This window comes from uncultured Roseobacter sp. (assembly GCF_947491795.1).
In the GTDB taxonomy this organism is placed as follows: Bacteria; Pseudomonadota; Alphaproteobacteria; order Rhodobacterales; family Rhodobacteraceae; genus Roseobacter.
Window position 1 is genome coordinate 1,085,071 of record NZ_CANLKW010000001.1, and the last position, 13,743, is coordinate 1,098,813.

Genomic DNA, 13,743 nt, shown 5'->3' on the forward strand with positions numbered 1-13,743 from the left:
TGATTTGCGACAGTTTACCCGCGCGCGGCCACACCTTCCATAGCTGTTTTCAGCTCATCCACCAGGGTATGCGCCATTGAACGAAACACCATGATCATAAAGCTGTCGGCACCGGTTCGGGTGATCGAGGCGTTCATGTGCATGACCTGCGTGCGCAGCGTATGGCCCCGTTTGAAAACAGCAGACCGCAGATCAGCGGGAACCAGGCGTGCCAGAACGTCCGCAGCACCGTCGCCGCTCAGTGTGACGACGGCCCAGGCATCGGACTGATCCGTCAGCGCGGCATGTTGCGCCAGCCGGGGATCAGGTGGTGGTCCGGCCAGCAGCGCCATGTCGCGTCCAAACCAGATCGCGCGGCATTCTGCCCTGCCCGTGGTGCGGTTGGCCGCAGGCAACTTCACGCCGTGGGCCTGGTCCAAGGCATCCGAGAGCGCGCCTTGCTGGCCGTTATAAGCCGCAATCGATGTGAGAGCGCCCGGGTCGGTCTCCTCAAGAGTGACTGACCCCACGGAAAAGGGCAGTACTCCGGAACACGGGGTTCTGGCAGTCAGATCAGCCACGGACCCGTCCTCCTTCAGGATCAACAAAAACAGGGTTGCAGATTTCCACCTCGGTCTCGATCCCCCGCAGGCCATCCACCAGACGGACGGTTTCGCCGAGACGTTCCGGTCCCCCTTCTATGAAACCAAGCCCGATCATGTGACCAAGTGTTGGCGAGAAAGCGACTGAGGTGACATAGCCCTGATCGTTTACACGCGTGCTTTCCGTGCCGATGCTGAACAGATGCGCCCCGGCCGATAGCTCGCCCGTCGGGTTGACCGGCCTGAGGCCAACCAACCGCTGACGTTGCGGGTCGATCAACCCCTCGCGCGCCGCCATCGTCTGACCGATACAGTCTTTTTTGTTGCTGACCATCCGCGCAAACCCGATGTCAAAGGCCGTTGTCCGCCCATGAATTTCCGCATGTGTGATATGCCCCTTCTCGATCCGCAGAACATTCAGCGCTTCCATCCCGTATGCGCCGCCGCCAATGGCCTCCGCCCGTTCTGTGAGCAGCCTGAACAGGCTCTCGCCCCAGCGCGATGGTACCGCCACTTCATAGGCGTGCTCACCCGAGAAAGAGATTCGGAAGAGCCGCCCCGGCACACCGCAGACAGACACGCCACCGCAGGACATAAAGGGCCAGTTTTCATTGTCGATGGCTGTGTCCAGCACACCATTCAGCAGGTCGCGCGAGCGAGGACCTGCCACCGCAAACTGTGCCCACTGCTCTGTTACGGACGTAAAGCGGACATCCAGATCAGGCCGCAGCACCTGGTGCACAAACTCAAGGTGCCGCATGACATTTCCCGCAGCAGCCGTGGTTGTCGTCATCACATAGTGATCGGGGCCAAGCCGCGCCGTGGTGCCATCGTCCATGACGTGGCCATCCTCGCGCAGCATCAGACCATAGCGCACCCGGCCTTCTTTCAGTGTCGAAAAGGTATTGGTGTACACAAAATCAAGCAATTCGGCAGCGCCGGAGCCCTGCAGATCAATTTTTCCCAGAGTAGAGACATCACAGACTCCGACTGCCCCGCGCACAAACCCAACCTCGCGGTCGCAGGACTGCCGCCATGTCGTTTCGCCTGCACACGGAAAGTAGCTGGGCCGATACCACAGGCCGGCCTCGATCATCGGTGCGCCCATGCCGACGCTTGCATCATGTGACGTTGTAAACCGCCGCGGCGCAAAACCCTCGCCCTGCGCCCCTGCCCCCAGGGCGGCAATCGATACCGGCACATAGGGCGGCCGGAATGTCGTCGTTCCCGTTTCCGGAATGCCGCGTCCTGTTGCGTCCGCCAGAACCGCCAGCGCTCCCACGTTGGAGTTCTTGCCCTGATCCGGCGCCATACCCTGCGTCGTGTAGCGCTTCATGTGTTCAACAGAACGGAAGTTCTCGGCAGCGGCCTGCCTGACATCCTTGACGGTGACATCGTTCTGAAAGTCGAGCCAGGCCCGTCCTTTTGACGGCACAGCCCAGAGCGGACTGATCGCATAAGGCGTGTCATCAGCAACCGGTACATCCGGCGCCGACGTTTTCAAACCCAGCTCAGCAAGTGCGGTCCTGGCCGCCCGGGCCCCGCCACGCAGACATTCGGATGTTGAAAAATCCCCGTGGCACGCACCAGCTGTCAGCAGTCCCGGAACGGATCCGGAGGTGGGAACAAATGCAGCGATCTCCTCGGACCACTTTGGCCGGCCGTTCATGTGGCAGGTCAGATGCAGCGTCGGGTTCCATCCTCCGGACATCGCCAGGCAGTCCGCATCAATGGTCCGGCTCAAACCGTTGCCGCTGATCGTTACGGACTTCAGACCCATGCGTCCTGCGGCACCTGTGACAACAGCACCTGTGTAAACTGGGTAATCCGCACTGGCAACACGCGCATCCGTCCTGCTGTCGACCAGTGCTGCCACCTCTGCTCCAGCCGCTGTCAGATCCTGCGCCGTCCGGTGTGCGTCATCGTTGTTCCCGAACACGACAAATCTCTGACCGGCAAGAACACCCCAGCGGTTCAGATAGGCGCGCACGGCACCGGCTGTCATTATGCCGGGCCTGTCGTTGTTCTCAAAGGCCACAGGCCGCTCAAGCGCACCAGACGCCAGCACAGACCGCCGCGCCACAATCCTCCAGAATGTCTCGCGCGGCGCACCTGCAGCTGGTGCCGCAAGGTGGCTGCTCACACGTTCCAGCGCCCCGTAAGTCCCCTGATCATAAGCACCGGTTACGGTCGTGCGGGTCATCACACGCACATTGTCCATATCGCGCAGTTCCGCGCTAACGGAGGCTGCCCAGTCACAGCCTGCTATCCCGTCAATCCTGTGGGTTTCTGCATTCAGACGCCCCCCCGGCAGACTGTCCTCATCCGCCAGAATGACATCCGCGCCCGCGCGGCCAGCGGTCAGCGCCGCCATCAGCCCGGCAGGGCCCGCTCCGATCACCAGCAGATCGCAAAAGGCCCAGGCCTTCTCATAACGGTCCGGATTATGCGCGCCGCTGAGACCGCCCAGACCTGCCGCCCGGCGGATCACCGGCTCATAAACACGCTCCCAGAAGCCCCGGGGCCACATAAATGTCTTGTAGTAAAACCCGGCCCCCAGAAACGGTGCGGCCAGATCATTGATCTCCATCAGGTCCAGCTTCAGCGAAGGCCAGGCATTCTGGCTGCGCACGTCAAGCCCGTCAAACACCTCCTGAACCGTTGCCCTGACATTGGGCTCGGCAGCGGCACCGCGGCCTGTCGTAACCAGCGCATTCGGTTCCTCACTGCCAGCGGTCATCACACCGCGCGGACGATGGTATTTGAAGGACCGCGCCATCAGCCGCTCACCGCAGGCAAGCAGCGCAGAGGCGACCGTATCGCCTTCAAATCCGCTGTATCCAACCGAATTGAACTGAAACCGGACCTTCCGGTCCCGGTTGATCAGCCCTTTGCCGTCAACTCTCATCACGACCCTCCGCAAGCTCCAAAGCCAGCGCGATGGACTGAATCTCATGCGTTACCGTATTGCGCGTCACGACCACCCAGGCACCGCATCCCCCCTCGTGCTGCCACAGATCGCGCGTCTGTCCTGCCGGGTTGTCGCGCAGATGTACGTAATCATCCCAGGCTTCAGCACCCGCATCCGGCGCCGGTCGCCGCAGCGCCACGGCATCACCCATGTAATAAAATTCGCGGCGATCCCTTTCACCGCAGATCGGACAGGTCAACCGCACTGGCCGCCCTCCTGTTTCTTCTGGCCATAAATATCCCCGCCGGAGGCACCCATCATCTGCCGCCCCCTCAATGCAGGTTGTGCTGAGAGCCGGTGCCCTCTTCGTCCATGAGTCCGCGTCCGGTGCGAAAGCGGTCCAGCCGGAAACCCGTGGCAGTCTCATGCGGGTTGCCCGTCGCCATCAGATGCGCCAGCGCCACACCGGAGCCCGGCACGGCTTTGAACCCGCCGTAACACCAGCCACAGTCAATAAACAGACCGTCGGTGTCCGTGCGGTCGATAATCGGCGAGCCATCGGGCGTCATATCCATGATCCCCCCCCAGGACCGCAGGACCTTTGCCTTGCCGATCATCGGCATCAGCGTCATGCCCGCCTCCATGACGTGCTCTTTCATCGGCAGATTTCCGCGACTGGCATAAGAGGCGTAAAAATCCAGATCCCCGCCGAACACCAGCCCGCCTTTGTCCGACTGGCTGATATAGAAATGCCCCATACCAAAGCTCACCACATGATCGATAACCGGCTTCAGCCCCTCGGTCACAAAGGCCTGCAGGACATGGCTTTCAATCGGCAGACGCATGCCAGCCATAGCTGCCACCTGTCCGGACCGGCCGGCCGTCACGATTGCAACTTTCCCGGCTTTGATCGGCCCGCGTGCTGTCTGAACACCTGTCACCCGACCGTTTTCGATATCAATGCCTGTCACTTCGCAGTTCTGGATCAGATCAACACCGCGCTGGTCCGCGCCGCGCGCATATCCCCAGGCCACGGCATCATGCCGCGCAGAGCCGCCGCGCGGATGCAGCAGACCGCCATAAATCGGGAACCGGATATTGTCGAAGTCGAGATAGGGCAGATGCTTACGCACGCCTTCGCGGTCAAGCAGTACAGCATCGTCACCCTGCGCCAGCATCGCATTGCCCCGGCGTACAAAGGCGTCCCGCTGCCCGTCTGAGTGGAACAGATTGATCAGGCCACGCTGCGAATGCATCACGTTGTAGTTCAGCTCTTCTTCCAGCCCTTCCCAGAGCTTCAGCGAATGGCTGTAGAACTCGGAATTGCCCGGCAGGAAGTAATTGGCGCGAACAATGGTCGTATTCCGACCGATGTTACCACTGCCCAGATACCCTTTCTCCAGAACGGCGATATTGGTCATCCCGTGGTTTTTAGCCAGGTAGTAAGCGGTCGAAAGACCGTGCCCCCCGCCCCCGATGATGACCGCGTCATAAGCATCTTTCGGCGCGGGATCACGCCAGTGTGGCTCCCAGCCGGTGTTGCCGGTCAGGCCTTCCCTGAGAACGCGCAGGCCAGAGAATTTCACGTGAGCGACTCCATGCTGTTGGGGCACCCTAACAACACAGCCTGACATGATCTACGACAGAAACCGACGTGAAATGTCGCAGAATGAACGACGTGACACCGTGCCCGGTTCAGTTTTTGTAGAGTGTATTCCGCTGCTTCAGGTCGAGCACAACCGGAGCGGTTACCGGCGCACCGGCCTCATCAAAAAAGGGTGTGCGACGCGCATCCCCTGAGATCCAGGCGGGCACAGCGCGCCCGATGAGACCAGAGAGCATGGCAAAGAGGCCCTTGTCTCTGCGCGGCGCGCCGCGCTCTTTGAGTGCGTGTTTGGTAAAGCCCAGCGTGCGAACCGGGCCAAAGACGTCCGTCTGGTCAAAAAGTCCGCGCCACATGCCCGCCATCGGCACACGCGGGGTGCTTACTGTATTGGCAAGGGGTGTGTTGCAACAGGACGCGTACCAGCGATGCAGCCCTTTGGGCGAAAGGCGCAGACAGGCGATGCTGTCCGCGCCCTGCGTGATGTCGATACGGGCTGGCAACACCTGCACCAGCGCGCTGCCCCCGCCCGGTTCAAGCTGATCCGCGCAGCCCATGTGCCGCGCAAAGGCACGACAGTCCCGGCAGTAACACACCAGATGGCAAACGTGCTGTGGCGCTGCATCGTGCAGCACGCCTTTCAGCGTGCCGCAGCTGCACGAAAATGGCGCATCTGTCATCGCGGATCCTTGTACCGTTGTCCGGAAAGGATCAGAGCCCTTTGGCCTGATAACTCGCCGCAACCTTGCCGATGGCGACAAGATACGCCGCGGTGCGCAGATCGTCTACGTCTTCGCGTGCGTGCCAGACGTCGGCCATGGACTGGTAGGCAATACGCATTGTGTCATCGAGACCAGAACGGACCAGTTCCAGCTCGCCCGCACCGCGCAGATACTTCTGCTTGAAATCCGGGCTCAGCTCCCAGCCGACGCCTGCGTCTTTCGACAGACGCTCCAGTTCGTTGATAATCAGCTGGTGGCGCGATTCCTCCTGACGGCGCTGCATACGGCCAAAGCGGATGTGGCTGAGGTTTTTCACCCACTCAAAATAGCTCACGGTCACACCACCGGCGTTTGCGTACATGTCCGGGATAATCACCGTCCCTTTTTCACGCAGGATCTGGTCTGCACCCGCGGTTACGGGTCCGTTCGCCGCCTCGATGATCAGCGGCGCCTGGATGTCAGCCGCATTGCTGAGATTGATTACGCCTTCGAGCGCCGCCGGGATCAGAATATCGCAGGGTTCTTCCAGTACGGATGCGCCATCCCCCACATGATGCATGTCCGAAAATCCAGAAACCCCGCCATGTTTGGCGATCCAGGCCCGGATGCTCTCCACGTCCAGACCATCCGGGTTATACAGCGCGCCATCCCTTTCGATGATCCCTGTGATGATGCAACCATCCTCCTCTGACAGGAACTTGGCCGCGTGATATCCCACGTTACCCAGGCCCTGCACAATCACCCGTTTGCCAGACAGATCCCCCGTCATACCCGCTTTTTGCATGCCCTTCTCGTCGCGAAAGAACGCGTGCAGCGCGTATTGCACACCCCGGCCTGTGGCCTCCACACGACCGGCGATACCGCCCGCATTGGGCGGCTTGCCCGTGACACAGGCGTTTCCGTTGATATCCGTTGTGTTCATCCGTTTATACTGGTCGGCCATCCAGGCCATTTCGCGCTCACCTGTTCCCATGTCCGGTGCAGGTACGTTTTGCGAAGGGTTGATCAGATCGCGCTTGATCAGCTCATAGGCAAACCGCCGTGTGATCAGCTCCAGCTCATGGGTCTCATATTCGCGCGGGTCGATACACAGGCCACCTTTGGAGCCGCCAAAGGGTGCTTCGACCAGTGCGCATTTATATGTCATCAGCGCCGCGAGCGCCTCGACCTCATCCTGGTTCACGCCGGTGGCATAGCGGATGCCGCCTTTGACCGGTTCCATATGTTCGGAATGCACGGACCGGTAGCCGGTAAAAGTCTTGATCTCGCCGCGCAGGCGCACACCAAAGCGCACAGTATAGGTTGCGTTGCAGACCCTGATTTTCTCTTCCAGTCCGGGGGACAGGTCCATCAGGCCCACGGCCCTGTTGAACATCTGATCTACACTCTCACGGAAGCTCGGTTCGCGCGCGTTCTGTGTCAAGTTCTCTCTCCCTTTCTGGTCAGGCCTGATTGCCCCGGAATGACCCTCTGACCCTACGCGGAGAAGTTGTAAAGCGCCAGTTTTTTAGGCGGTTTGAAAATTTTTACACACAGCACAGGAAAGGCCTGCGCCAGGCTGGCGGGCATAAGGTTGACAAACAGTTAACGGGGACCGTGACAGAGCCACAAAACACCAGTGTCGCCCTTTTCAGGAGGCAGACTCCGCGTTTTTGCGTTCTTCAATCATCATCGCGATGATTTCCGCCATCATTTTGGTCTGGTTTTTCGGCGTCATCCCGCCAACACCGACACGCCGGCCCATGCGCCACCAGAGGCCCGGACGCCAGTGGCGGGAACCCGATGCAGTTGTGTGAATAAGAAAGCCGTTGGAGGGTTTGAACGCAAATGCGCCGCGGTCTATGCCGGTCATATCGGCCGTCCGTGCGATGACCGTGCCACCGCTTTCCCGCAGCTCGGTTTTTGTGAGTTCCAGAACATAGGAGGTCGACCGGCGCATGGCATCTGCAATCATCAGCGAGCCGGTTCCTAGCGCCAGCAGGAAAATCTGCCACCCCAGCGTTGGCGGCGATGCCAGCGCCACGTAGATCACCATTACGGCCAGAAATGCCAGCATACCGATGCCCAGCACACGCCTGCCGGTTGAAGCGGCCACGGTTGCCAGAATTTCGGTGTCTGCGGTGTTCTGCATAGCTGCCTCGGCAAATCTCGGATGCTGCGTCCTAGCCGCCATGCGCCCGGGTCACAAGCCGAATTGCCGGACACGACAGCGTCAGTGATCGTCAAACAGCTCTGGAAAGAGCCATTTCAGGCTGTGCGGACGATACTCTGCGCGCTGTGCCATGCGGGTCAGCACCGAAGCATGAAGGCCACGCGGGGTCTGCGGCCCGGACCGCCAGCGCAAAAGTGCCGGAAAAAATCTGTACAGACCCGCGACTTTGTATAAATCCGGCGCAGGTGCCCTGGCATCCGGCGGCGTCAACACGCTCCGGTCTGTGCGCAGCCCCAGCCGGATCGCCTCTTCCATTATGAACGCCGCCGGCAGTGCTCCCAATGCTGGTATCTCTGACGATCCGCCCAGAACGCTGTGATTGCCCGCAAACCAGACCTGCTGATAGGGGCGCTGCGGGCTCTGATCCCCCTGGTTCAGGCCCGGATCACCGCCGCGCGTGTCCAGGTTGTCCCACAGCGATGGCGCATAAAGCACGCGTTTTTCGTCCAGCGCCACGGCATGCCGTGCCTGCTCGACCAGTCCGGACAAAGACGTATCATGAAACTGATAGCGCTTGTTCCAGGCCCGCGCGATACCCCCCAGAACTGCCTGCGGAATGCCCAGGGCCCCCACCGTATCCCAGACACCCAGGTAGGTAATCCGCACGAGGTTGCTGCCATCGCCGCGCATCTCCACATCCGCCTGACTGGTCGCAAACCCGGGCGACAACCTGCGCCTGGCCGCCATGACGGACGGCATATCGGGGGCATTTTTTGCCCCCCGGCGACGATACAGCCGGAAAGCGCGCAGGGCGTTCAGCCGTGTGGGGCGTTCAAGAATGCCGCATTTGCGGATCATTCCGACCAGCGAGCGTGCCGTATAGGCACCACGCGAGAACCCGAAGATCATGATTTTATCGCCCGGCTGATAGATCCGGCACAGCTCCAGATAGGCCGCACGGATGTTGCGGTTCAACCCCCAACCGAAGAGGCCGCCGCCAATGCGGCTGATCCGGCGACCGATGTCGCTGACCATGCCCGTGCCGGTGCCAACGCCCGGGAAATACAGCGCGATCTGCCCCGGTTCCGGCAGACAGCAGTCCGCCTCGCGCAATACATGCGTGTGTGTCTCTGCGCCCGGACTGTTCCAGGTGCCGTCACAGAAAATCGCGATAACTGCCATTTGCTTCCCCTTTGCCGCGCACCAGGTTAGGCGGGAAAGACGCAGGCCCCGTTACCGGGGCGTACGGTGCTTTTGACGGCAACGCGGCAGGCGGAAATACGATGACCAGACTGACTTCTCTTCTGAGCTTTGTGCTCTGTGTAACCTTTGCTGGCTCCACACTCTGGGTGCCTGACTTTGGCGGGTTTGATGCTGATCAATTCCCGGTGCCGCAGAATGACCCGCCCGTACAACCGGCTGGCTATGCCTTTGCGATCTGGGGTCTGATCTATCTCTGGCTTCTGATCGGCATGGGGTACGGGCTGCTGCGCAGGCCCGACGACGCAGACTGGCACGCCATGCGGGTTCCGCTTTGCGTGTCACTGGCCATCGGATCCGTCTGGCTGCCTGTGGCTGTGCTCAGCCCGGTCTGGGCGAGCATTCTGATCTGGGCGATGCTGTTGCCCGCTCTTGTAGCACTCTTTCGTGCGCCGGCCACAGACAGGGGATGGGCACTTTTGCCAGTGGGGCTTTACACCGGCTGGCTGTCAGCTGCGAGCTGCGTGTCGCTGGGTCTGGTTGCTGCGGGTTACGGCTTCATGAGTGAGCAAACGGCCGCATTTGTCTTTGTGTTCATGGCCCTGGTCATTGCGTCAGCCGTCCAGAACCAGCTGCGGCGCGCGCCCACTTACAGCATCGCTGTGATCTGGGCGCTCATCGCAATTGTCGTGCAGAATGCAGGCTCTGATACCACCGTCGCGGCCCTTGCCGCAGGCGGTGCCGCAGCCCTGATCGTGCCTGCCTGGCGGGCCTTTCGCACGGGCTGAGCTCTCAGTCCCGGCGGCGTCCCTCGGTGTGTTTGCGCAGCTTTGACGGCGGTGCTTTTTTACGGCCCTTGTAGGGGTTCGCGTCATTCTGTCCGCGCATCCACAAACGGATAGGTGTGCCGGGCATATCGAAATCGAGCCGCAGCCCGTTGACCAGATAGCGGCTGTAGCTCTCCGGCACCTTGTCGGGGTGGCTGCACATCACCACAAAACCCGGCGGGCGCGTCTTGGCCTGGGTCATATACCGCAGTTTGATGCGCTTGCCCTGGGGTGCAGGCGGTGGATGTGCCTCTACCATACCGGTGAGCCAGCGGTTCAGCTGTGCTGTTGTCACCCGGCGGTTCCAGGTCTGATAGGCGCGGACCACTGCCTGGTGCAGACGGTCGAGCCCTCTGCCGGTTTTCGCAGAAACCGTGACCAGTGGCGCGCCCCGCAGTTGTGGCAGCAGTCGTTCAAAGCTCTCCTTGAGCTCCTTCAGCTTCGCTTGACGATCCTCTTCGACGTCCCATTTGTTGACCGCCAGAACCACAGCGCGGCCCTCGCGTTCTGCCAGATCAGCAATACGCAGGTCCTGCTGCTCAAACGGGATCGCCGCATCCAGCAGCACGATCACCACTTCGGCAAATTTGACCGCGCGCAGGCCATCGCCCACTGAAAGCTTTTCCAGCTTTTCCTGAACCTTGGCCTTTTTGCGCATCCCTGCCGTGTCGAAAATCCGCATCGGCAGCACAACATCATCCGGACCGGCCCAGTCCATCCGCAGTGAAATCGCATCCCGGGTAATGCCAGCCTCCGGCCCGGTCAGCAGGCGGTCCTCGCCAAGGATCTGATTGATCAGCGTCGATTTACCCGCATTCGGCCTGCCAACAACCGCCACCTGCAGCGGCTTTCTGGCTGTTGGCATCTGGATTTCGGCTTCCATATCGCCGTCATCCTCGTCCAGAATAACATCTGTGTCGGGAGCATCTTCTGCAGCGCGCTCGGCAAACTGATCGGCCAGCGGCATCAGAAGCGTGTAAAGATCGTTGAGGCCTTCTCCATGTTCTGCCGACAGGCGGACAGGCTCGCCCAGACCCAGTGAATAGGCCTCCAGAATACCTGCGTCCGCGGCAGAGCCCTCGGCTTTGTTGGCCGCCAGGATTACATGCGCCGACCGTTTGCGCAGAATATCCGCAAACACCAGATCAGACGGCGTTATCCCGACGCGGGCGTCGACCATAAAGAGGCAGATATCAGCCATATCCACCGCCCGTTCGGTCAGACGGCGCATCCGACCCTGCAGGCTGTCGTCGGTAACCTCTTCGAGACCTGCCGTGTCGATCACCGTGAAACGCAGGTCAGCAAGACGCGCGGCACCTTCACGCAGATCACGTGTCACACCCGGCTGGTCATCGACCAGAGCCAGACGTTTGCCCACAAGGCGGTTGAACAGCGTGGATTTACCCACATTGGGCCGCCCCACGATGGCGAGGGTGAAAGACATGGATCGCTCCGGATACGGGTTCAGATGCGCGCTTTAGCGCACCTTGACGTCAACGGAAAGCGTGCAGATCACCTTTTGTCGAAACGACGTAGAGTACATTGCCCGCAATCACGGGTGCCGAGGTCGCGCCACCCGGTATTTCCACCGAGCTTATCTGGCTGCCATCCACCGGATCAAACGACCGCAGCAGACCGTCGTTTGACGCCACCAGAATACGTCCTCCGGCGAGGACAGGACCATGATGCGCGACGATTTCTGCGCGCTTGTTCGGGCGGTCTTTGATAAAGCCGGGCAGGTTTACCGCCCAGATGCGCTCGCCGGTGCCCGCATCAAGGCGGACAAGCTGGCCAAGATCGGACAGCGCAAAAATACTGTCACCTGCGGGTTGCACCGGCCCCGTTGCCCCATCCTGGGCAGTCCAGAGGCGTTTGCCCGACCCCAGGTTCAGCGCGACGATCCGCCCGGACTGGTTGCCCACGTAGACACTGTTGCCTGACACGACCGGCGCCCCGGTCACATCGCCCACATTGGACAACGCCCGGCCAAAACGCTCGCCCACGACCGAGGCATCCCAGCGGCGCAGGCCGCCCCGGCGGAACACCGCCTGGATTTCCCCGGATCCAAATCCAAATATCGCCAGATCGCCCGAAACGGCAGGTGCAGGGGCTCCCAGAACGTTGTTGCTGTCTGGCGACGCTGTGAGCTGCCAGGCGATACGGCCTTCGTCTGCAGTCACGGCCCAGCCGGTATCGTCCCCGGCGGTCAGATATACAAGATTGCCCACCACGGTCGGTGTGCCGGATCCTGTTCCTTCAAGCCGCTGGCTCCATTGCAGATCGCCGGTGACAGCGTCCAGAGAAACCAGCGCACCATATCCGCTGGAGACAAAAACCCGTCCGTCGTTGTAGGCGAGCCCGCCCCCGGTTGCCTGGCCACTGCCATCACGCGACGGCCTGATATCTGTCTGCCAGACCGGCTGCCCGGACAGAGAAGTGGCCGACACGCGCGAATCCGCGTCGAGCGTAAAAATCAGTCCCTGTGCCACAACAGGTGTTGCCGTAATGCGTTGCTTGCGGCTGTCGCCTTCGCCAATCCGGGCGCTCCAGACCCGTTGCAGCGATGTCCCAAGGCTGGGATGTGCAGTCCGGGTGGACGGCGTGCCGATGGCCTGCGTCCATTCTGTATTCGCGGTGGCTGCTGGCAGCGAGATGGCGCGGCTGCCTTCAAACGGCAGGGTTGCGACGGTCTTTGCGTCCTCGCGGATCGGTTCGCGCTTGCCGGGCAGAATAATTTCTTCTTCCGCACAGCCGCTCAGCAACACAGCAGCGGCCAGTACCGCAAAGATCACGCGGATACCGCGATGCTGCCCTGCACCAAAATCATTCACTGTCATGGCCTGTTGTACCCACCCTGCGTTGTGCTTTTCACCGGCCCCTGCGCTGCTCGGAACATCAGTTTCCGGCGTTCGGCAGGTTGTCCAGATCCGGCGTTCCCCCCAGAGACACAATCACCTGTAAGGCGCGCTGTTGCAAGTCCGCGGTAACCCCGGCGTCCTGCAGAACCGCCTGATAGCGGGTGATCGCTGATGCGGTGTCGCCCTCTTTGATATCGAGCAGTGCCAGTTGCTCCTGTGCCAGCAGGCTCAGCGGTTGGCCGGGGGCTGCCAGCGCTTCAAACTGAGGGCGCAGTGTATCTGCACTCACGCGGTCAGCCTGCAGGGTCAGCGCTTTGAACGCGGCAATCTGCTGATAGATCGGTGCAATATCCCCGTTTGTGGCGACACGGTTCAGAGCTTCAACAGCCAGTCCGGTCTGACCGGTATTATGCTGTTCGGCGGCGGCCATCATCGCAGCAACGGCCTCGGCGGCCGGAGTTTCAGCGGGAACATCTGCCAGCGCCCGGGCGCGTGCCTCACCGGCTTCCAGTGACAGTGCCGCAAGCATTCCATCCCCGAGCGCTTCGGCTTTCGCGCGTTCCTGCGCCTTGTTGTATTCATTCAGGGCAGCGCCACCCACAATAACGAGCACGGCAATCGCACCGAGCCATCCATAACGGCGAAGCGCCGCGTAGAACCGGTCCTTGCGGACCTCGTCGTTGACTTCACTGATAAAACTGTCTGAGTCGCTCATAATGCCCTGCCGGATACCTTCGCGCCCCTCTTACCCTGCGCAGGCAGGCAAGCCAAGACCGCAAGAGACAGCATTGAACTGGCGGCGGTTTCACCTTAAATCTGAACTGGTCGGTTCAGCAAAACTGTCGTAAAGACAACGCAACCGGACTGACAGGATCAGGTGGCGGGGGCC

Annotated in this window: 12 protein-coding genes; 1 reads left to right on the top strand and 11 read right to left on the bottom strand. The window is 61.0% G+C overall.

Features of this window, described 5'->3' with window-relative positions:
* Positions 1-14: 14 nt before the first annotated feature.
* From Q1A34_RS05350 to Q1A34_RS05385, 8 genes are all read right to left on the bottom strand, one after another.
* Positions 15-560, bottom strand: coding sequence for a sarcosine oxidase subunit gamma (locus Q1A34_RS05350; protein WP_300031756.1), 546 nt, complete (start codon positions 558-560; stop codon positions 15-17).
* On the bottom strand, positions 553-3,489 hold the full coding sequence (locus Q1A34_RS05355; RefSeq protein ID WP_300031758.1) for a sarcosine oxidase subunit alpha family protein: 2,937 nt from the start codon (positions 3,487-3,489) through the stop codon (positions 553-555). The genes Q1A34_RS05350 and Q1A34_RS05355 overlap by 8 nt, the downstream gene beginning before the upstream one ends.
* On the bottom strand, positions 3,479-3,757 hold the full coding sequence (locus tag Q1A34_RS05360; protein ID WP_300031760.1) for a sarcosine oxidase subunit delta: 279 nt from the start codon (positions 3,755-3,757) through the stop codon (positions 3,479-3,481). Before Q1A34_RS05360 ends, Q1A34_RS05355 begins: the two co-directional genes overlap by 11 nt.
* Before the next feature lie 67 nt (positions 3,758-3,824).
* On the bottom strand, positions 3,825-5,078 hold the full coding sequence (locus Q1A34_RS05365) for a sarcosine oxidase subunit beta family protein (RefSeq protein ID WP_300031762.1): 1,254 nt from the start codon (positions 5,076-5,078) through the stop codon (positions 3,825-3,827).
* A 109-nt stretch (positions 5,079-5,187) separates the two neighbouring features.
* Positions 5,188-5,775, bottom strand: a complete 588-nt coding sequence (locus tag Q1A34_RS05370; RefSeq protein WP_300031764.1) for a DUF6151 family protein — start codon at positions 5,773-5,775, stop codon at positions 5,188-5,190.
* 31 nt (positions 5,776-5,806) lie between these two features.
* Entirely contained in the window at positions 5,807-7,192 is a 1,386-nt protein-coding gene (locus Q1A34_RS05375; RefSeq protein WP_300032357.1) for a Glu/Leu/Phe/Val dehydrogenase, read from the bottom strand.
* A 255-nt stretch (positions 7,193-7,447) separates the two neighbouring features.
* The gene (locus tag Q1A34_RS05380) at positions 7,448-7,948 is read right to left on the bottom strand and encodes a hypothetical protein (RefSeq protein WP_300031766.1); all 501 of its coding nucleotides are present in this window, start codon (positions 7,946-7,948) and stop codon (positions 7,448-7,450) included.
* An 81-nt stretch (positions 7,949-8,029) separates the two neighbouring features.
* The gene (locus tag Q1A34_RS05385; protein ID WP_300031768.1) at positions 8,030-9,151 is read right to left on the bottom strand and encodes a DUF2235 domain-containing protein; all 1,122 of its coding nucleotides are present in this window, start codon (positions 9,149-9,151) and stop codon (positions 8,030-8,032) included.
* Between the two features lie 101 nt (positions 9,152-9,252).
* On the opposite strand from Q1A34_RS05385, the gene Q1A34_RS05390 reads away from it, so the two are divergent.
* Positions 9,253-9,957, top strand: a complete 705-nt coding sequence (locus Q1A34_RS05390) for a hypothetical protein (protein WP_300031770.1) — start codon at positions 9,253-9,255, stop codon at positions 9,955-9,957.
* A gap of 4 nt (positions 9,958-9,961) precedes the next feature.
* On the opposite strand, the gene der is transcribed toward Q1A34_RS05390, so the two are convergent.
* The 3 genes from der to Q1A34_RS05405 are packed head-to-tail and all read right to left on the bottom strand — an operon-like array spanning position 9,962 to position 13,569.
* On the bottom strand, positions 9,962-11,440 hold the full coding sequence (gene der / locus Q1A34_RS05395; RefSeq protein WP_300031772.1) for a ribosome biogenesis GTPase Der: 1,479 nt from the start codon (positions 11,438-11,440) through the stop codon (positions 9,962-9,964).
* Between the two features lie 49 nt (positions 11,441-11,489).
* On the bottom strand, positions 11,490-12,833 hold the full coding sequence (locus tag Q1A34_RS05400) for a PQQ-like beta-propeller repeat protein (RefSeq protein WP_300031774.1): 1,344 nt from the start codon (positions 12,831-12,833) through the stop codon (positions 11,490-11,492).
* 58 nt (positions 12,834-12,891) lie between these two features.
* A complete protein-coding gene (locus tag Q1A34_RS05405) occupies positions 12,892-13,569 on the bottom strand; it encodes a hypothetical protein (protein ID WP_300031776.1) in 678 nt (225 codons plus the stop codon).
* Positions 13,570-13,743 lie beyond the last annotated feature (174 nt).

Excerpts from the sequence above, each read along its gene's own strand:
- Q1A34_RS05355 (WP_300031758.1), bottom strand. The coding sequence starts at position 3,489 with ATGAGAGTTGACGGCAAAGGGCTGATCAACCGGGACCGGAAGGTCCGG.
- Q1A34_RS05370 (WP_300031764.1), bottom strand. The coding sequence starts at position 5,775 with ATGACAGATGCGCCATTTTCGTGCAGCTGCGGCACGCTGAAAGGCGTG.
- Q1A34_RS05375 (WP_300032357.1), bottom strand. The coding sequence starts at position 7,192 with ATGTTCAACAGGGCCGTGGGCCTGATGGACCTGTCCCCCGGACTGGAA.
- Q1A34_RS05380 (WP_300031766.1), bottom strand. The coding sequence starts at position 7,948 with ATGCAGAACACCGCAGACACCGAAATTCTGGCAACCGTGGCCGCTTCA.
- Q1A34_RS05385 (WP_300031768.1), bottom strand. The coding sequence starts at position 9,151 with ATGGCAGTTATCGCGATTTTCTGTGACGGCACCTGGAACAGTCCGGGC.
- Q1A34_RS05390 (WP_300031770.1), top strand. The coding sequence starts at position 9,253 with ATGACCAGACTGACTTCTCTTCTGAGCTTTGTGCTCTGTGTAACCTTT.
- der (WP_300031772.1), bottom strand. The coding sequence starts at position 11,440 with ATGTCTTTCACCCTCGCCATCGTGGGGCGGCCCAATGTGGGTAAATCC.
- Q1A34_RS05400 (WP_300031774.1), bottom strand. The coding sequence starts at position 12,833 with ATGACAGTGAATGATTTTGGTGCAGGGCAGCATCGCGGTATCCGCGTG.
- Q1A34_RS05405 (WP_300031776.1), bottom strand. The coding sequence starts at position 13,569 with ATGAGCGACTCAGACAGTTTTATCAGTGAAGTCAACGACGAGGTCCGC.